Genomic DNA, 19046 nt, shown 5'->3' with positions numbered 1-19046 from the left:
GCCTCTTGAACCGAAATTCAAGAGGCTTTGTCTGGTGCGCGATACATGGATCGAACATGTGACCCCTGCCGTGTGAAGTGTAGAAGTTCAGACTTGATCTGACAGTGGGCCTTGCCAACAGGTGAGGTTTCCCGTTTTGATAAGGGTACGAATCTTTATCAATCCGGGCGCAAAGCGCCCAACGGAGAAACCTCATGAACAGTTTCAACCAAACCATCATCCGGCACAAGGTCGGCCTGCTCAATCTGGCCAGTGAGCTGGGCAACATATCCAAAGCCTGCAAAGTCATGGGCGTCTCCCGTGACACTTTCTATCGCTATCAGCATGCCCACGAAGAAGGTGGCGTAGAGGCCCTGATCCAGATATCTCGGCGCAAGCCCAATCCCAAGAACCGGGTTGATGACGCCGTCGAAACGGCCGTCATTGCCTATGCCCTGGAGCAGCCAGCGCATGGACAGTTACGTGCAAGTAATGAACTACGCCAGCGGGGCATCTTTGTGTCTCCCTCCGGTGTGCGCTCCATCTGGATGCGTCATCAACTGGCCAGCTTCAAACAGCGTCTGTCCAACCTGGAAGCCGAGGTCGCCAAGACTGGCGCCGTTCTCACTGAATCCCAGGTGACAGCCTTGGAAAGAAAGCGGGAAGATGACCTGGCCTGCGGAGAAATCGAAACCACTCATCCCGGTTATCTTGGTAGCCAAGACACCTTCTATGTGGGCACGATCAAGGGCGTCGGGCGCATCTACCAGCAAACCTTCGTGGACACCTATTCCAAGTGGGCTGCCGCCAAGTTGTACACCACCAAGACACCAATCACGGGAGCTGATTTGCTCAATGACCGAGTCCTGCCTTTCCTGACGGAGCAAGGCATGGGACTGCTGCGAATCCTGACGGATCGAGGCACGGAGTATTGCGGCAAGGCCGAGACGCACGACTACCAGTTATATCTGGCAATCAACGACATTGAGCACACCAAGACCAAGGTGCGTCACCCGCAAACCAATGGCATCTGTGAGCGGTTCCACAAAACGATCCTGCAGGAGTTTTACCAAGTGGCATTCAGGCGCAAGATCTACCGCTCCATCGACGAGCTGCAAACGGATCTGGACGATTGGATCAATTACTACAACGGGCAGCGAACACATCAAGGCAAGATGTGCTGTGGCAGGACGCCGATGCAAACGTTGATTGATGCAAAGGAGGTCTGGGATGAGAAGGTAAAAGCGCTCAATTAATCTGACAGCCGTACCGCCCGAAACGGGAGCAACTGTCAGATCAGATCGGAACTTCTACACGATGATCAAGTTCAGCGTGCAGCAGGCATCAAAGGTCTCTGGCCACTAAGTGCATCGGCCGTAGTGGCCACCGTTGGTGACTTCAAGCAGTTTAAGAATGGGACACAGTTCGCTGCATGGCTGGGACTGACACCAAGGCAAAACTCCAGCGGAGGTAAGTCCAGCCTTGGCGCTATCACTAAACGTAGCGACGGCTACCTGCGATCTCTGTTGATACAGGGCGCCAAACCAGTTGTGCTCACCGGTAAATACAATCTCGACCCCATCTCCCAATGGGCTATCGTACAGAGGCAACGCAGTGGATGGCAAAAGGCTGTTGTGGCCCTCGCTAATAAAAAATGCTCGCATCCTTTGGGCGCTGATGACACATCAGCGTAACTACGAGGCCAGCCACATCAGCACAAGACCACCCGAACTCATCGCCTAACCTCAATCTTTACTTGCCAGACGTGAAATCAAAGATGCAATAGACAGGTCAGACCAGCAGCAGACAAGCTCGCTTGTTGCATTGTGAGTCGCAAGACATCACGAGGTTTGGCTGCGCGGTTTGTTTCTTGGGGCGCACACATGCGTGCACAACCCCGTCTGTAGATGTGCAGTCTGTTCCTCGTTTTACGCGCCCTGATCACCACGGCAGACAGGTCTATCAAAAAGAAAACCCATCAGTGCTTGCTTTTATGGGAAGTCTCTGTGATGCAACAACGCCTATCACACTCAGAACTGCTTAGTGCAGAGGTTCCCTAGCTTGCCATTTTTGTTGAGGAAGGCTTTCCAAGGGGCGTGTTTCAATGCTAATATACGCAATATTATATCAAAACTACGCAAAATAATGTATGAAGTGTGAGCAACGGACCGGTCCATCGGTCAGCGAACTCCTCAGAGAGTTGCATCATCGCATCGAAGCGAAAGAGCGCTCGCGGATCAGTCAAGCAGCAATAGCTAACCGCCTAGGGATTTCTGCGAGGACGTACTTGGAGTACCTGCGAGGAACAAACTCCCCCGTGGGGATGAGGGTCGTACTGGATCTTCTCAGCATGCTGGACAACCAATCGGTTGTACAGCTCATTCAAAACTGGCGTGACGCACAACAATCCGTTGAAAAAACGACCTCAGGGGTCACAAAATGAAGGCGTCCTCAGACAGATCAGAACAGTAGATGCTGAACACTATTCATATTGCAAAAATTGCCGAAGATTATTTATCGAAGGTGATGGCGTGCGATATCTCAACCAATTCAGTTCTTCCACATATAAGGCGCGTTTTAGAAAAATTCTGGAAAACTGAGTCAGAGGGAAGGCATTACTTCGCGCACGAATCAACTATTGCGTCGCGAACGGCCAACGGGATTGTTGAAACTCCACGCCCGATGGCTGCGTATATGGTGTCCTTGGCTTATTTCAGATGGAAGTCTGAAAAAAATAAAACACAAATCGAGAACCACAACATCCACTGGTTTGACCCATGCGGGGGTGCAGGAATATTCCCTGTAGAGATTTTACGATTCTATTTTGAGAAGCTAGGTGCTAATAATCCATTGAGCCTCCCAAAAATTACGATTTCTGAAATATCAGAGCTAGGGTTGGCCGTTTCTTTTATTAATATAATTGTAGCCCTGAATGCATATGGAATTTCTGTACCTGATTACATCAAGACAGGGAAGTTGAAATTAATTCTTGGCGACACGCTAGATAGATTTCATGAGGAAGAGGATTTATTCTCTGAAAAAGACAAATTCAATATCATAATCGGAAATCCACCCTACGTTCGTGCTTCAAGGCTCTCTGCTACGTACAAGAAAAAGCTCAAGCAGAAATTCCCTGGACTTTACGGTGGCAGCGCTGATCTCTATACCTATTTTATAGCCGCCGGGATTTCAAATATATCCGATAATGGAGTTCTCACATACATTTCACCAGCTGCATATACAAGGGCAAAAAGTTGCGCCCCACTTCGAAAATGGCTTTTGAAGAACGCAAGCTTAGATTCATTTATTGATCTTGATGAAACAAAAGTATTCGAAGATGCCGATTTGCATGCTGCCGTTTATGTTTTCAGAAAGAGAAGATGCTCTGTAGAAAATGTTCAGTATCGCCATATCAAAGATGAAATAGAACTTGATTCGTTGCTTGATGGAAGAATTACGCTGAACTCTGCCTTAGTTGATACTCCTCTAAGTGCCGGCTGGGCCTTTCACGCATCAAAGAGCTCACTTGATGATTACTCTAGAGTATTTGCGGGCTGTGTAAGAATGCAAGATCTTGACATTAAAATTTATTCTGGAATACGCCCTGGATATTCTAAAGCATTTGTTCTGAACACCAATCAATACGAAGGTTTTGATCCTAAGATTCGTGACAAATGGATAAAGCCACTGCTATTGCCATCGAACATAAAAAAATGGACTGGCCACAAAAACATAAATTACATGATCGTTATCCCCATGGGATCAATACAAGTCGATCAAGAGATCATCTCTTTCCTTGCTCCATATAAAGACGCACTTGCGAAGCGAGCAGAGATTAAGAATAAGGATCAGTGGTATACACTACGATCTTGCAGCTATTACAAAGAAATGGAAAAGAAAAAAATCGCCTTTCCTGACTTGTCTGCGCACCAACGATTTTCACTTGTCGAACAGGGAATCTACGTTCCCGATGGGGCCTATTTCATTAATAGCGAAAATCTAGTTCTGCTCGGGATATTAAATAGCAGTCTTGCGAAGCAGTACTTTGTCCATCGATGCTCTAGCGTAGGCAACCTGAAATCAAAGGGTCGATTTAGATTTAAAAAAGAGTTTGTAAAAGATTTTCCGCTACCACGTCAATGTCTATCGAATGGGGATCTCCAAGAAAAAATTGCCAATCTAGTTTCTTTAATGATTAAAAAAGGTGAAACGGAAGGCATGAAAAAAGAACTTGATGAGCTCGTACAAAAAATTTATCAGGAAAAATAATGATTGATAAAATCTTAGGGCGTGAAGTGTATTCCACAAGCGGTCCGTCTCCTACGTGTTTTGATTTGTTTTCAGGCGCGGGAGGGCTAAGCGTTGGATTTTCTATAGCAGGTGGTGTGCCCTTGGGGGCGGTAGATATTGATTCCGATTCAATTTCTACATATAAACGAAATTTTCCAATGGCGGAGGATGTCGCATGTTGCCCTATTGAGTCATGGAAACCAGCGACAAAGCCGGGAAAGGTGGACGTAATTATTGGCGGGCCTCCCTGTCAAGGTTTTTCTTTGGCTCGAGGTCTCCGATTTTTAGATGATCCACGCAATCATTTATATAAGTACTTCATCCATTTGGTTGGCGTGTACCAGCCAAAATGGATAGTAATGGAGAATGTAGAGGGCATTACAAATATAGGTGGCGGAGTTATTCTAGAGCAAATACTTGAGGACTTTAGGAATGTAGGCTATCTTGTCGAGTGCAAAATTATAAATATGGCCCAATATGGTGTACCACAGCTTCGAAAGAGAGCCATATTTGTCGGAAATAATTCTGGTCAATCTTTTAATTGGCCAACCATTCGATATTTCGATACAAGAAAGAAAAAATCAGAACCAGCTCTATTTTTTGATGACCTGCAGCCATTCAATTCTGTAAATAGTGCTCTAAGCGATCTAATGTTGCCTCAGGGAAACTACTTTTCCCATCGTGCAAACGCACAAATGAGAGGTCCACGTAATAGACTTGCACATACTGAGCCTGCCTTCACATTGCGTGTAAGGGGTGACGAATTCGCGTTATGCCAGCATCCTGCTGAGTCAGCCTTTATACCCGGCCCAATGCCGACCGACGAAATAGTGTACGCAGACCCACAAAACGAGTTACAGGAGATGCTAAGGAATAGCATCCCCTCGTGGATTAAACCAGAAAAGGTGCCGCGTACTCGACGCAAGAAACCTCCGATGCTTGAGGGAACAAGGAGGCTGACCATAAAAGAGCAAGCTAGGCTTCAAACATTTCCAGATTGGGTGAAGTTTGAAGGCCGAGTGACTTCTCAAGCACGGCAAATAGGCAACGCAGTTCCTCCTGTGTTTTCATCCCAGTTATTTGCTGAAATTTTTAAGACGCTATGATTACCTAAGCGTTTCAAGTAGCTGTGTTGAGCGGCACTGTTGCCTAAATTAGCTCTGCTAAAAGCACATTGGAAAAATCAATCATTCCGCCAACAATTGCCTGCTCCACGGTCGTGGTATCTGGTAGTGATAAATCAATATATATTTCGAAATCATACTCTTTGCAGCGCTTACTTCTGCCATTTACAAGAACCGACTTTGGCATCAGCGGCGCTTTACACAACAATCGATAAGCCTCAAGTTGCTCGCTAGCCCTATCTCTACCCTTGCCAACACTGCACTCCACAATCCCGGAAATTGGGATATCGAGCTCACCAGTGTGACTTAAAGATATCAAGGGAAGCTTGGCATGATTAGCGATTCTAAGCTTCCCTGAGGTAAGTCCATTTTGATATTTATAGCTAAATGAAACCTCATTGTCGTTTAGCAGCTGAATTTCAATTGATGCTTTGGATATCAGTAAATCAGGGCGCTCTAAGTAATAGATGTTGTATTGCTTCGCATAGTTTATGAAATGAATAGGATGCCCCTCTCTGAAAATAAGAAGAGGGTAACCATCACTTTGCTGGATAACCGCACGAGGCGTAAGAGCTCCAAGGAACCTGAGCTTCAGTGGAAGCGACTCACCATTAACCGCGTCATGCCCGGCTTGTGCACCATGATGACGAGGAAGAATATTCCTAATGTAGAATAAGTCTGGATGATTTTTATACAAATCTGGAATATTGACTTCCTGACCTCTATGTTGGAACGCTTTTATAAGTGAGCACAATGACAAGAACTCAACAGCTTTTCCTGTTTCTAAACCCTGCCCCCAGGTGGAGAGAGTAACCTCAGATTCGTGCCAGATTACATCGTTCAGATCTGGACATAACTTTGAAGACAACTCTCTGATAAATGTCGCGTCGGTTGATTTTCGCATCAAATTACACCGACTTCCCTGATAGCCTTTGAATTAAATCTTCAACAGAAAATACAACCTGCCATCCGAAACTCATTAATCTTTTGATCGCGTATTCCGGTGGCACGCAGTCCTCCGCCATATCGACATACATAATCAAGGGGGCAGAAAATCGCTTGATGAAGGTTTGGTTCGACAGCTGATACTTGAGGCTGATTCCTACAAAAGCCTGTTCCTTACAGCGACGAGGAAACTCCTGAATCCTAAAAAACTTAGCCTTAAGAAAACACACTATTTTACCGGTGGAATCCTTTACGATTTTTAGGTTTGTATAAGGTCTAACATTCTCACTTGAAATCTCAGAATGATAGCCAATTGTTCTAATGCTAGCTGCCGTTGGATTTACAACTTTATAACCAGCCTCAAGCAGGGACAATTCCACATAGTCAAAGCTTGGCTTCAACTCTGTACCGTTCTTTGCTTCAAACCATCTAGCTTGGTTTATAAGGCGTTTGCCGTTAGCAATAATTCTGTCTGCAACAGATTCAACAGTCAAAATATCAGCAGTTTGAAGCTTGCTTAGTATCTGGCCACAAATCGTACTGGCTTGAATCGAACTATGGTCACCACTGTAGATATTGTGCTCGGTGACACCTTCAATGTCGCGATCTTGCACATAAGCAACAGATTCATTGGTATGAATGCGAAGCAATAGGCGACGAATGACGAGTCTTTTCGGAAGTGGTGTCGACCATAAAGTTTCAAGGAAATATCTAGTGTCAGTCGTACTTGACGCCACCTCTCTTATCTCAACACAAAACCTCTCCCAATTGGATGTTATATCTATTGCACTCTGAAGAAATGGATTTTTCTTTAGAAGTTTTATAGCAGTTTTTGCAATCAGAGGATCTGTCTCGTTTGAATTTTCTTCAAAAATTGAAGCATTTACCCGTCCCTTAATATTGCCCCCCTTTACCTTGGCGAGATCGGGCCATTTTCCATTGTTAGAATTGAATTCATTTGCAACCAATGACCACTGACAGTCAGCAAGGTTTGATTTTTTGCACTCCCCGTCACCCCACCAATCTTTTAGCTCTTCGATTGCCTTTTTTATATAGGCACCCAAGATTGAGTTTTTCTTGACGCAATCAGAAAGTGATTTTGATTTTTCATCTTCTGTGAACACTGAGCCAAGTGCCGCCGCGATATCGGAAAATATATCGTACCCAGGATCACCAATATAAACAGACTTATCGTAAACAGCAGACTTCAGATCAAGAAACCATTGATAGGTGTAGCGCCGATCACCTACCGTAAAGTGAATTGATCGATAGTCGGCTCCAGCATTTTCAGAAAAATACTTACGTATTGAGATACCTTCAACAAGTGTTTCTCTTACCTCATACGTCTTGTTTGGTTCAGGGGTTCCCGTTCCATTGCCTTTATAGCAGGTTGTTTGGCACCACAACTCCAGTTTTTTGCCATTTCGTTGAGTGCCGACTAAACAGTGATCCCATACGTCACTAGCGATTTCTGATGAATACTGACGTTGAGCGCCGAGCTCAAATGAAGACCAGCCCCCAGTTCTCTTTAAATAATTCGCAAATTCTTCTAATATGTAATGGACAAAATACTCAACATTTGAATTTCGTTCAGTAGCGATTTTTTGCACACCCATGTGTGATGCCATATCTATCTCCCCGCAGAGTCGGCCTTGTTATTGTTCAGCGTATCAATTGTATCGAGGCGCAGATAGCTTGCACATGCGTACCAGGTGCGGCAGCATCCCGGCCTATGAGCAAGCCGAACTGTAGGGCTCCATTCAAATCTCGTGATGTCTTGTGACTCACAATGCAACAAGCGAGCTTGTCTGCTGCTGGTCTGACCTGTCTATTGCATCTTTGATTTCACGTCTGGCAAGTAAAGATTGAGGTTAGGCGATGAGTTCGGGTGGTCTTGTGCTGATGTGGCTGGCCTCGTAGTTACGCTGATGTGTCATCAGCGCCCAAAGGATGCGAGCATTTTTTATTAGCGAGGGCCACAACAGCCTTTTGCCATCCACTGCGTTGCCTCCGTGCGATAGCCCACTGGGAGATGGGATCAAGATTGTATTTATCGGTGAGCACAGCTGCTTTGGCGCCCTGTATCAACAGAGATCGCCTAGCGTGTTGCTTTCAGCCCAGAAGCGGCCGACTAGACCCCTGAAACTTCTACCACTCAAGGAGCCCGTTTTTTAAATGCTCTCGCCAAAACCGTGTTTAATCCTGATTTGTTGGCTGGTTTGACTGCGCTAGTGCATTTCACCGTTCCTTTGATGACCGCGTGACTGGTCACATGCTTTGGCTTGCGGCTGCCGGATTTTCTGAACCCGTAGTGCGAGACAGTATCGGCACTGCGCTCTCCGAGCAGTGCTGCGATCTCTTCTACATCCCAGCCTGATTCCCGTAGATTGGTGGCTGTCACATGCCTGAAGCAGTACGGTGTGATGCGCAACCTCCGTTTTGACTTTTGATCGCTGAACATGCGCCTGGACACTCGCTGGTAATGCTTGGCGAGGCCGTCAGGATCAGCAAATAGACGCACGCTGCCTCCTGCACCTTGGAGCTCTTGAATGAACCAGTCTGGGATGGCCTCAGTAATCTGCAGCTCAAAGCTTCGCTCAACTTGGCCAGCTTTTTCTCGCACTTTGCCACCGGGAACACGCACCCGCAGAGTGTTTTTATTGGTGAGAGTGACAACGACGCCTGGAGACGCGTTCGCACCCAGGATGTTTTTAGCAAGCTTGGGGATGGTCTTGTCGGGATCGAACTCAGTGGGACGTATGCCCGTGAGCGACTGAATCAGGGCCTGTGCTCTGTATTTGCTGGGCTGGTTGTTGGCCTGCCGAAACTCGTTTTGCCACTCGGGGCGGCGCTTGTTAAGCCGACCAACCAAGGCCTTGACGGACTTTGATGTTTTAGAAGGACCTTGAGTGTCGAGGCTTGCATCCATGCTCTGACGGGCCGCACCCAAATGTGCGGCTTGGCAGGTATCGCGTGTCATCTGCGCCATGTCGTTCAGCCGGGACATCGTTTGCTCAAGCAAGTTTCTATACCTTCGCATCCTGGTTTCGTCGAGAAACCTCCTAACTGGCGAGGAAGCGGGAACCGCTTCCTCGTGGTTCAACGACTTATTTTTCTGGGTCTGCTTTTGCAACCTGTCTTGCCGAGCAAGGAGCTTTTGCAGCAAGCGCATATATCGCCAAGATAGAGCAGCACGCATGGCGTAAAAAGAGTTGCCGCTTGCAGCGTACTCACCCAAGGCGATGCTGGCCTTGTGCAAGAAATATTTCTCTGCGGCAACTTCACTTTGCGTCATCGAAATGAGCGCATCCGAGTCCACTTGGCGCATCGCTTTTTTGAGCCGCATCCCCTTGTGCCGATAGTCAGCCCTGGTCTTGGCACTGGGTGGGCCGTCACCCCGCTGCATGCTGGTGATCTGCTTTTTTGCAAGCATGGCTCGTGCCTGCCGCACGGTGCTGAACAGTGCTCGTTGTTCAGCATCTGCATCACCAGTCCATCCTTCCGTGGATGGCGAGCGTGATGCCTCTGGAGACCTTGCGGTCTCCCCAGCAGCTTTGCTGCTGGATAGCCCTTCATCCAGCCTTGGGGCTGGCTGCAGGGCAGCAAATTCGCCGTCCTCAGCGGACGTCGCATTTGCCGGTGCTTGGCTACGCCAGTCACCCCGTTCCGGTGTGACACGCACCACATTATCCGAACCCTGCGAGAGCTTCGCTTCTTCGGTCCTGATAATGTGTTGATGAGGGCTACCAGAGATGGGTTCTGAGATGAGCTCTGAGCTGCGCTCAGGCTGCTTGAGAGCCTGCGTGTCGATGTCGCACGGCAGCTGATGGCGATGCAATTTGCGCCACTGCTGTTGCAATTGCATGATGCGCCAGAAGTTGGGCAAGGAGATCATTTGTGACCTCCTTGCTGGACTTGCAACTGCTCGATCTGTCTGCGCAGTTCTTCGTTTTGCCCCTCAAGCTTGGCGAGTTCTCTCTCTGTTTGACGGTGCTGCGATTCCTGTGCCTGCAGCGTTTGCAGCTGTTCATTGAGGCGCAGGGTTTGGTTCTTCTCGATGGCCAGGGCATGCTCCGTTTGCACGCCGAGATCCGTGGCTGCCATCAGTTGGTCTTCCAACTGCTGCAACTGAGAATCCTTGGCGGCTAGCGATTCCACTTGTTGGTCCAGCGCCTGCTGCAGCGCCTTCATTTGCCCCGACTTCTGCTCGACCTCATCCTTGAGCAATTGGGCTTGCACTTGCAGCTGGCCCATGGCTGCGGTGGAGGCAATGCGCCAGATCGTCAGAATCGTTTCTTCAAGGTGCTCCCGGACCGAATTGGGCAATGGCCAATCAGGTTGCTGTGCATGAAGCTCTTCCCATTGTTTCAACAAAGGGCCGACCGTATCATTGCTGGCACCGAACTTTTCTTGAATCGCCCCGGGTTTTCTAGACACTTCTGAGCCTCAATCCCGAGGCCCAATAGGAGGTGCCATGAGTAAGCCTAAATATCCAGACGAATTCAAGATCGAAGCCATCAAGCAGATCACACAACGAGGCCACAAGGTCGCTGACGTGTCACAGCGCCTTGGCGTTAGTCAACATAGCCTGTATCAGTGGCTGAAGACGCATTCAGGGCCTCCCGCAGAGCGACAAGCTCAACTTACGCAGACAGAAGAGTTGCGCAGACTAAAGTCCGAGCTCAAGCGTGTGACCGAGGAGCGTGACATCCTAAAAAAGGCCGCAGCGTACTTTGCCAAGCAGCTCGGGTGAAGTACGCATTTATTCAGAAACATGAGCACGAATACAGCATTCGTAGCATGTGCAAAGTCATGGTGGTACATCCCAGCGGGTATTACGCTTGGAAAGCTGAACCCGTCAGCCCACGGGCTCGGGATGATCTGCGACTGCAAGGTTTGCTCAAACAAGCCTGGCTTGAAAGTGGTGGTGTGTACGGCTACCGCAAGCTCACACTGGACATGCGGGATCTGGGAGAGCGCTGCGGTAAACACCGCGTGGCCCGTTTGCTCAAGCTCCAAGGGCTGCGTTCGCAAACGGGATACCGGCGCCGCCCTGGGATGCGCGGAGGCAAGCCCGCCATAGTTGCCCCTAACCACCTGCAGCGCCGCTTCGCTGTGGATGAGCCCAATCAATCGTGGGTGACCGACATCACGTACATCCGCACTCACGAGGGATGGCTGTACCTGGCAGTGGTGGTTGATCTGTTCTCCCGTCTGGTCGTGGGCTGGTCCATGGGCAGCCGCATCGATACCGACTTGGTACTCGATGCACTACTGATGGCTCTGTGGCGTCGTCGACCTGATCAGGCGGTCATGGTGCATTCGGATCAGGGAAGTCAGTTCACCGGGCATGACTGGCAGGACTTCCTACGAGATCACAACCTAGTCTCCAGCATGAGTCGCCGCGGTAACTGTCATGACAACGCAGTGGCCGAGAGCTTCTTCCAGTTGCTCAAGCGCGAGCGAATTCGTCGCCAGATCTACACGTCGCGCGAGGACGCAAGGGCAGATATCTTCAACTACATCGAGATGTTCTACAACCCAAAAAGGCGTCACGGCACTGCAGGAGATATTTCTCCGATAGAGTTCGAGAAACGCCATTCCCAACGGCTTAAAAGTGTCTAGGGAATCCGGGGCGATTCAGTCGACTGGTGGCTTCATGGCGTAGGTCGTGCAGTCTGAGGTCTTGAATCTGGACCTTTTCTTTGGCACGTCGATACGCTGTTTTGAGAGCTTCGTAGTTGCTGTTGAAGATCAACTCTGCGACGTTTGGCTGGGTTTTTAAGATGCGCTCGGCACGCAAGGTCAAGGGCACGACTCGTTCGGTTTTTGTCTTGGTGATGGCCGCTGGCAGCAACAGATAGGCGCCGTCTGGGGTGTGATGCAGATGCTGCCACTGTAGGGCCAGCATCTCTCCACGGCGCATGCCGGTTTCAATCGCAAAACTCACGATCGCCCAGAGCCGCAAGCCTTGGCGCAGTCTTGCTTTGACTTTGGGCTTGACTTTTTTTAGCTTGCGTGAGCGCAAGCTGGCTGCAGTCACTTCTTTTTTCTGAGGGCGAAACCACTCAGGATAGCGGCAGGCACGCAGCAAATTAATTTGCTCACCGCCAGCGGCTTTCAATAGCGTTTCAATTTCTGAATCGAGAACATATTCAAGATCCGCATACTTGCGGCGATTTCGCTCGACGTTACCTTTGGCGCTGCAATCCAGGATCTCTGGCGCCCGGTCTTCCAGGCGCCTGTTGCGCTCGTCGCCCTCTTGAGCCTCGGGGCGGGTGCAGTGTTTGCCCGATGCCGGGTTAAAAGGCAGATGGATGTTCCATTCCCGCATGGCAATGCTGATGATTCGGGAGATCAGCTCCATTTCCTTTTTAACGCTGGCACCTTTGATGGGTGACCAGGTTCGCAAGGCAAGGCTCAGCTTTCTGGTGTCTGCAGGTTCGACGAAGCCTCCTTCGAGTCGCTGGTCACGATAAGCCGCTACATCGCTTGGTTGCAGCATGTGCATCGCAATCTGGGTGATCGGATGGCGGCAGATTTTGTGAATGCGTACCAGGTCTGGGTGGTCGGATCGCTTGTCTTTGAGAACCTTGTTTGCGTACTTGCGCATCAAGTCACCCAAGCTATGGCGTTCGGCTTCGCGGTAATCCACGAATTTGCGCTGATGCATTTCCGCTTCGCGAGCCACCGACCAGGCTTGTGCCTCCGTCTTGGTTGCGAAGCTTTCCACCAGTTCTGGGAATCCTTTTTTGCGTACTCGGACTTGCCACGCAAGGGTCTCGGTTTTAGCCAATTTGGCCACCGCAATGCCATCGCCTTCAAGCTGTTTGGCGAAGTCGAGCGCTTCGCTTTTGCTCAAAAAAGTTCGCTTGATCTTGAGCGTGCTGTCTTTGGCAGCGACTTGCCAAGATACGTAGCTGCGTTTGGTGATACTGGCCATCTCGTACTCCGTGTGCCGTTGGCACGTTGCGGAGTTCAGTGGCGCAAAATTGGCACCGGGTCACAAAATGCGGTGCCAAACATGCTCCAACGGGATGAATCGGGAGAGTTGCCAAAAAACAAAAAACCCTCTTAAATCAATGACCTAAGAGGGTTTTGTATTTGGTGCGCGATACATGGATCGAACATGTGACCCCTGCCGTGTGAAGGCAGTGCTCTACCGCTGAGCTAATCGCGCAATAACTGGTGGGTGATACATGGATCGAACATGTGACCCCTGCCGTGTGAAGGCAGTGCTCTACCGCTGAGCTAATCACCCCGAAGACCGCAATTGTAGCAGCAAGTTTTGAGGCCTTCGGGAAAACTCGTAATTTTTTTGAAATTGATGGCGGCGGGCTCTCAGGTTGCGGGCTTGTCGCGCAGTTCGCGGCGCAGGATTTTGCCCACATTGGTCTTGGGCAGTTCGTCGCGGAACTCGATGAAGCGAGGGCGTTTGTAGCCGGTCAACTGCTCATGGCAGTAGCGCAGCACGCGGTCTTCGGTCAGTGTCGGGTCGCTGCGCACCACATAAACCTTGATGGCTTCACCCTGGCGTTCGTCCTGCACGCCCACCGCGGCGCATTCCAGCACGCCGGGGCACATGGAGATGACGTTTTCCAGTTCATTGGGATACACGTTGAAGCCGCTGACCACCATCATGTCTTTCTTGCGGTCGATGATGCGGGTGTAGCCCTGATCGTCGAGCACCCCGATATCGCCGGTGCGCATATAGCCATCAGCTGTGAAGGCCTTGGCGGTCTCGGCGGGCTGGTTGTAGTAGCCGATCATGACGTTAGGCCCTTTGATGCAGAGCTCGCCAGGTTCGCCGATGGGGACATTCTGGTCGTTGTCGTCTTTGACGGCGACAGAGATGCCGGGCAGCGGCAGGCCGATGGAGCCTGTGAATTGCTGGTTGGTGACGGGGTTGTTGGTGCCTATGGCACAGGTCTCGCTCATGCCCCAGCCTTCGATCATGGCGCAGCCCGTGGCTTGCTGCCACTGGCGGGCCGTGCCTTCAGACGCAGCCATGCCCCCGGCTTGCGAGATGAACAGCTGCGAGAAATTCAGCTGACGAAACTCGGCATTGTTCAGCAAGGCATTGAACAAGGTGTTCACTGCCGGCAGCACATGGAAGGGGCGCTTTTTGAGCACTTTCACAAACTTGGGAATGTCACGCGGGTTGGGAATCAGGCTCAGGCTGGCCCCCAGGCGCATGGCGAACAGGCTGACGGTGAGCGCGAAGATGTGATACAGCGGCAGCGCGGCCACGATGTGGGTTTCATCGGCCTTGACCCGGCCATTGAGCGCCGGGGTGAACCAGCTGTGCGCCTGCAAGGTGGCGGCCACGATGTTTCGGTGGGTCAGCACAGCCCCTTTGGACAGGCCTGTGGTGCCGCCCGTGTATTGCAGAAAAGCAATCGTGTCGAGATCGGCATTGCTGGGTGTGAGCTTGAGGCTGGCTCCGGCATTCAAGGCCTTGTTGAAGAGCGTGACCTGGCGGGCTTCGCCGCCGCTGGCGGTCGCTTGTCCGAGGGGGAGGTCAAACGCTGGCACCATCTTGGCCAGATGGCGCACGGCAAAAGTGATCCAGCTGCCATACAGGCCGCCCAGCAGGTCGCCCATGCTGGTCAGGCAGATGTGGCGGATGGCGGTTTTATCCAGCACCTGGGCCAGGGTGTGGGCAAAGTTTTCCAGAATGATGATGGCCGTGGCACCTGAGTCTTTGAGCTGGTGCTCCAGCTCGCGTGCGGTGTAGAGCGGGTTGACGTTTACACAGGTAAAGCCTGCGCGCAGCACTGCGGCCATGCTGACCGCAAACTGCGGCACATTGGGCAGCATGATGGCCACGCGTGCTCCGGGCTCCAGCCCCAGGCTTTGCAGCCAGGCAGCCAGTTGCAGGGAGAGCTTATCCAGCTCGCCATAGCTCATCCAGCGGTCCATGCAGACCGAAAAAGGCCGATCTGCATGCTGGGTGAAGGCATCTTCCAGCAGATGAACCAGAGAGCGGTATTGCTCGGGATGCACCTCATGCGGCACATTCGGTGGATAGTTTTTGAACCAGGGTGCTTCGATTTCCATAGCGAAACCTTGAAGTGGCGCCTTGGGAGTGGTTGTTTTTGGCGCGGGTTGCGGGGAGTGGGCCCAGCGTGGCTGTGCGGCTGATTCTGGGCATGGGCGATGCAGGGGTCTACCGGGGCTTGTCCTAGGCAATGTCGTGAGTGTCAAAACGCACCAAGGAGTGGCTGGCAGTGAATACCTGGTTCTGGCGGTTTGTGGTGGTGGGCAATCTGGCTGCGGCGCTGCTGTGGTGGCACTGGTGCTGGCCGCATCAGCCCTGGCTGGCCGTTGCGGGCGTGGGGTTGCTGGCCTGTGCGGCGGGTATGCAGCTGGGTTTGCAGATGCTGCTGATGCGTCATGTGCTGCGCAGCAGACGGCTGCCGCGGCCCTCTGCAGGGGTGGTGCTGCGCGCCTGGCTGGCGGAGTGGAAGCTGTCGCTGCAGATTTTTGGCTGGCGCATTCCATTTCGCCAGAATGCAGTGCCTGACTACTTTCCGGCGGACGCTTCAGGGCAGGTGGGCGTGGTGCTGGTGCATGGCTATTTCTGCAGCCGCGCAGTGTGGGCGCCTTGGCTGCAGAGGTTGCAAAAGCAGGGCATTGCCTGCGCTGCAATGACGCTGGAGCCTGCGCATGGGCACCCGGTGGATGCCATGGTGGCAGATCTGCACCGCAGCGTGCTGCAGATGGTGGACAGGACCGGCCAGCCGCCGCTGCTGGTGGCGCACAGCATGGGCGGACTGGTGGTGCGAGCCTGGCTCAAGACCTTGAGTGCCCGGCAGCGGGCGCGGTATCTGGCCCATGTGGTGACCGTGGCTACGCCCCATGGCGGAACGTGGCTGGGGCGGTTTGCCCACAGCCTGCCTGCGCGTGACATGCGTGAGGCCAGCGCGTGGCTGCAGGCGCTGGGCCCGCTGCCCGCTGATGTGGGCATGAGCTGCTGGTGCAGCAGCAGCGACAACATTGTTTTTCCGCCGCCGCTGGCCGTCATGCTCGGAGCCGCGCAGCACCAGGTGGAAGATGCTGCGCATATGCAGTTGCTGTTTGATGAGCGGGTCTGGCAGCACTGCCTGCAACTGCGGGCGCAGTTGCAGGGCAGGGTGCAGAGGCTGGTTTCAGACTGAGGGGCGCGGGCTGCTGCTGTCCAGCTCTGGCGGCAGCTCGGCTGCTGCGCGCCGGGCTGGCGGGTCTTGAATCAGGTGAATATCGGTGGCAGATACCAGCGCGATGTTTTGCTCGGCGCAGCGCTGCAGCAGGCCAAACAGCAGATCGCTGCGCGTGCTGTAAACATTGCGTGAGCTGGACACATGGCCAAAGCTGGTGATGTTGACCACGCTGCCGTTGATGGAGTCCACATACATGGCCGGGGCGGGAGTGGAAAGCACGGCTTCATGTTCGGCGTACAGGCCCAGCAGCACCTCGCGCAGCTTGACGATATCGGTGTTCAGCGGCACGGAAAATGCAATCGAGATGCGGCCCATGGCGCCGTCCATGGTCAGGTTCTGCACGGACTTGGTGATGAACTCGGAGTTAGGCACGATGACGGTGGATTTGTCATCGGTCTGAATCTCGGTGGCGCGCACGCTGATACGGCGGATGTCACCCACCTGATCGCCAATGCGCACACGGTCGCCCAGCTTGACGGGGCGTTCGGCCAGCAAAATCAGGCCGGAAACAAAGTTCTGCGTAATGGCCTGCAGACCAAAACCGATACCCACGGACAGCGCACTGGCCAGCAAAGCGACTTTTTCAAAGCCTATGCCCAGTGCCGCCAGCGTCCACAGCGCCGACAGCGTGATGCCCACATAGCGGGCCACGGTGCTGATGGAGTTGCGGGCGCCAATATCCAGCTCGGTCTTGGGCAGATAGGTTTCCACCAGCCAGTGCTGCAGCGCACGGAAGATGGTCAGGCCCAGCACCAGCACGATCAGGCCGCGCACGATGGTCATGGGGCGCAGCACGGCGTCGCCAATGGGCAGGCCCTTGGTTAGCGTGTCTGTCAGGGCCAGCAGGCTGCTGGAGTTGCCAAAAGGCGCAGTCAAGGCCAGCAGGCCAAGCAGCAGCAGGCACACACGCGTAAAGGCCGATAGCAGCACACCCACCTGCTCGATACGCGAGGCGCGCATGCCGGTGCCAATGGCCAGGCTTTGGCCGATGCGGCTTTCCGGAGAGGTCAGCCAGGCAAAGAAGTCATCGGCAAACTTCATCAGCAGCGTGGTGGCCAGCACCACCACGGTGATCCACACCATCTGGGTGGCCACGAACACAGAGAAGTTGAGATAGCCGATCAGCGCTGCAATCAGGGCGGCCAGCACTGTCAGATGGCCGCCCACCCAGGCAAACATCAGCCAGTTGCTGGTGGTGGCTGGGCGGTGTTCATCGCCATGCTGGGCGGCTTTTTCCAGGTCAATGATCTGCTGGCGCTGGCGCTGCTTGTTGATCACCAGCAGCACGGACATGATCAGGCCTGCATAGGTCAGGGCAATCAGGCCGTCCAGAGCCACGCTGGTGACTGCGCTGGTGCGGGCTGCGATGTTCACGGCGTTGAGCATCATCGAGAACCAGGTCAGCGCAGCCGCGCCCCAGGCCAGTCGGGTGAGTTTTGGCGCGGCCTCGTCATCGATATTCAGCAGGCGCCAGGTAGGGCGCCTGGGCACCAGCAGGCTGGCGCTGACGGACAGGAAAAAGGCCGCCACAAAGCTGCCCTTGATCCAGGCATCCGCCACCAGTTGCAGTCGCGGGGCGATGGCATCGATGGAGCGCAGGCATTCGATAAAGACCAGACTGGCCAGACCGGGCAGAACAGTGCCCACGACCAGCATCCAGACGGCCAGGCCCGAGCGGCGCAGGCGCCCGTTGGGTGCGCGTTCAGACGCGGCAAAGTTGCGACCCAGGCGGCGCAGCCAGATGCGCAGCGGAAACATCAGAATCAGCGCCGCCAGTGCCCCCAGCATGGGCACTTTCCAGCCGTGCTCTTCAATGGCTGCGCCAAAGCTGCTCTGGCCCTGTCGCACCAGACCGTGAATGCGTTGCAAGTCGGTAGGCAGGTCCGACGCAAACTGTTTCCACAGCGATGGCGAAAGCGGTGAAGCCACCTTGCGCGCAATCTGGGCGTTGAACTGCTGGGTACGGATTTTTTCGATGTTGTCGCCAGCCTGCTTGGCTTCAACGGACAGCAGTTTGGCGCGCTTGATGGCGGAGTCCAGATCGCTGTGCTGCTGCGACAAGTCCTTGCGCTGCTGCGTCAGCTCGGGGCTTTCTTCTGAGCCTTGCACCACGGCGCCAAGCTGGGCGATGCGGGCATCAAGCTGCTTGAGCAGAGGCTCCAGTGCGGTGGCAGCACTGTCGGCATCGCGCTTGGACTGCAGGGCTTTGTCAGACAGGGCTTGAAGGGTTTCGGACGAGTCGGCATCGTCCAGCGCTTTGTGCACGGCATCCAGCGCACTGGAGGCCTGCTCCAGTTGCTGCAGCGATGCGGTTTGCGCATCCACCACGGAGGCCGACGGTTCGGCAGCGAGGGCGATACCCAGACTAAGAGATAGCACTGCGAGCCAGCGCAGTATTCGGATGCAAGTGTTTTGCATGGTGTTCACAAGTGGGGGCAGGGCCGCATGGCGGCGCGGATTGGCGGACTTTCTGCCCGCCTGCTCGCTGCAACTATAGGTGCAATGC

The 19046-nt window shown here is 52.9% G+C and carries 12 protein-coding genes, 2 tRNA genes and 2 pseudogenes; 6 read left to right on the top strand and 10 right to left on the bottom strand.

Features of this window, described 5'->3' with window-relative positions:
• The first annotated feature begins 194 nt into the window (after window positions 1-194).
• The 4 genes and pseudogenes from JDW18_RS19395 to JDW18_RS19380 all read left to right on the top strand — a co-directional run bounded on the left by JDW18_RS19395 (window position 195) and on the right by JDW18_RS19380 (window position 5375).
• On the top strand, window positions 195-1235 hold the full coding sequence (locus JDW18_RS19395) for an IS481 family transposase (RefSeq protein ID WP_218241207.1): 1041 nt from the start codon (window positions 195-197) through the stop codon (window positions 1233-1235).
• A 60-nt stretch (window positions 1236-1295) separates the two neighbouring features.
• Window positions 1296-1722: pseudogene (locus JDW18_RS19390) on the top strand (transposase); the annotation flags it as partial.
• Window positions 1723-2451: 729 nt separating this feature from the next.
• Window positions 2452-4248, top strand: a complete 1797-nt coding sequence (locus JDW18_RS19385) for an Eco57I restriction-modification methylase domain-containing protein (protein WP_218241206.1) — start codon at window positions 2452-2454, stop codon at window positions 4246-4248.
• Window positions 4248-5375 carry a DNA cytosine methyltransferase gene (locus JDW18_RS19380; RefSeq protein ID WP_218241205.1) on the top strand — a complete coding sequence of 376 codons (1128 nt, stop codon included), beginning with the start codon at window positions 4248-4250 and terminating at the stop codon, window positions 5373-5375. Before JDW18_RS19385 ends, JDW18_RS19380 begins: the two co-directional genes overlap by 1 nt.
• A 43-nt stretch (window positions 5376-5418) precedes the next feature.
• Here the strand turns inward: JDW18_RS19380 and JDW18_RS19375 are convergent, their stop codons facing one another.
• From JDW18_RS19375 to JDW18_RS19360, 5 genes and pseudogenes are all read right to left on the bottom strand, one after another.
• A complete protein-coding gene (locus JDW18_RS19375) occupies window positions 5419-6297 on the bottom strand; it encodes a hypothetical protein (RefSeq protein WP_218241203.1) in 879 nt (292 codons plus the stop codon).
• A 4-nt stretch (window positions 6298-6301) separates the two neighbouring features.
• On the bottom strand, window positions 6302-7966 hold the full coding sequence (locus JDW18_RS19370; protein WP_218241201.1) for a hypothetical protein: 1665 nt from the start codon (window positions 7964-7966) through the stop codon (window positions 6302-6304).
• A gap of 243 nt (window positions 7967-8209) precedes the next feature.
• Window positions 8210-8435, bottom strand: a pseudogene (locus JDW18_RS22710) (IS110 family transposase); the annotation flags it as partial.
• A 58-nt stretch (window positions 8436-8493) separates the two neighbouring features.
• Window positions 8494-10233, bottom strand: a complete 1740-nt coding sequence (locus tag JDW18_RS19365; RefSeq protein ID WP_218241200.1) for a site-specific integrase — start codon at window positions 10231-10233, stop codon at window positions 8494-8496.
• Window positions 10230-10775 (bottom strand): hypothetical protein, encoded by a 546-nt coding sequence (locus JDW18_RS19360; protein WP_218241199.1) that lies wholly within the window; start codon window positions 10773-10775, stop codon window positions 10230-10232. The genes JDW18_RS19365 and JDW18_RS19360 overlap by 4 nt, the downstream gene beginning before the upstream one ends.
• 37 nt (window positions 10776-10812) lie before the next feature.
• On the opposite strand from JDW18_RS19360, the gene JDW18_RS19355 reads away from it, so the two are divergent.
• A protein-coding gene (locus JDW18_RS19355) for an IS3 family transposase (RefSeq protein ID WP_218239616.1) occupies window positions 10813-11963 on the top strand; the annotation gives its coding sequence in 2 pieces (ribosomal slippage) (window positions 10813-11059 and window positions 11059-11963; 1152 coding nt in all).
• Here the strand turns inward: JDW18_RS19355 and JDW18_RS19350 are convergent.
• The 4 genes from JDW18_RS19350 to JDW18_RS19335 all read right to left on the bottom strand — a co-directional run bounded on the left by JDW18_RS19350 (window position 11950) and on the right by JDW18_RS19335 (window position 15398).
• Complete coding sequence (locus JDW18_RS19350) at window positions 11950-13281, bottom strand: site-specific integrase (RefSeq protein WP_218241198.1); 1332 nt, start codon at window positions 13279-13281, stop codon at window positions 11950-11952. The two genes, JDW18_RS19355 and JDW18_RS19350, sit on opposite strands and share 14 nt — an antisense overlap.
• A gap of 162 nt (window positions 13282-13443) precedes the next feature.
• Window positions 13444-13518 (bottom strand) — tRNA-Val (locus JDW18_RS19345).
• A gap of 6 nt (window positions 13519-13524) precedes the next feature.
• A tRNA-Val gene (locus JDW18_RS19340) sits at window positions 13525-13599 on the bottom strand.
• Between the two features lie 80 nt (window positions 13600-13679).
• On the bottom strand, window positions 13680-15398 hold the full coding sequence (locus JDW18_RS19335) for an AMP-binding protein (protein ID WP_218241197.1): 1719 nt from the start codon (window positions 15396-15398) through the stop codon (window positions 13680-13682).
• 140 nt (window positions 15399-15538) lie between these two features.
• Here JDW18_RS19335 and JDW18_RS19330 point away from each other — a divergent pair, with 140 nt between their 5' ends.
• A complete protein-coding gene (locus JDW18_RS19330) occupies window positions 15539-16498 on the top strand; it encodes an esterase/lipase family protein (protein WP_246610093.1) in 960 nt (319 codons plus the stop codon).
• On the opposite strand, the gene JDW18_RS19325 is transcribed toward JDW18_RS19330, so the two are convergent.
• The gene (locus tag JDW18_RS19325) at window positions 16490-18958 is read right to left on the bottom strand and encodes a DUF3772 domain-containing protein (protein ID WP_218241196.1); all 2469 of its coding nucleotides are present in this window, start codon (window positions 18956-18958) and stop codon (window positions 16490-16492) included. The two genes, JDW18_RS19330 and JDW18_RS19325, sit on opposite strands and share 9 nt — an antisense overlap.
• Window positions 18959-19046: the final 88 nt, after the last annotated feature.

The organism is Comamonas fluminis, from assembly GCF_019186805.1.
Lineage (GTDB): Bacteria > Pseudomonadota > Gammaproteobacteria > Burkholderiales > Burkholderiaceae_C > Comamonas > Comamonas fluminis.
Note: the sequence above shows the minus strand (reverse complement) of the source record. Positions and strands in the feature narration are given on the sequence as shown.

Excerpts from the sequence above, each read along its gene's own strand:
- JDW18_RS19395 (WP_218241207.1), top strand. The coding sequence starts at position 195 with ATGAACAGTTTCAACCAAACCATCATCCGGCACAAGGTCGGCCTGCTC.
- JDW18_RS19385 (WP_218241206.1), top strand. The coding sequence starts at position 2,452 with ATGCTGAACACTATTCATATTGCAAAAATTGCCGAAGATTATTTATCG.
- JDW18_RS19380 (WP_218241205.1), top strand. The coding sequence starts at position 4,248 with ATGATTGATAAAATCTTAGGGCGTGAAGTGTATTCCACAAGCGGTCCG.
- JDW18_RS19375 (WP_218241203.1), bottom strand. The coding sequence starts at position 6,297 with ATGCGAAAATCAACCGACGCGACATTTATCAGAGAGTTGTCTTCAAAG.
- JDW18_RS19370 (WP_218241201.1), bottom strand. The coding sequence starts at position 7,966 with ATGGCATCACACATGGGTGTGCAAAAAATCGCTACTGAACGAAATTCA.
- JDW18_RS19365 (WP_218241200.1), bottom strand. The coding sequence starts at position 10,233 with ATGATCTCCTTGCCCAACTTCTGGCGCATCATGCAATTGCAACAGCAG.
- JDW18_RS19350 (WP_218241198.1), bottom strand. The coding sequence starts at position 13,281 with ATGGCCAGTATCACCAAACGCAGCTACGTATCTTGGCAAGTCGCTGCC.
- JDW18_RS19335 (WP_218241197.1), bottom strand. The coding sequence starts at position 15,398 with ATGGAAATCGAAGCACCCTGGTTCAAAAACTATCCACCGAATGTGCCG.
- JDW18_RS19325 (WP_218241196.1), bottom strand. The coding sequence starts at position 18,958 with ATGCAAAACACTTGCATCCGAATACTGCGCTGGCTCGCAGTGCTATCT.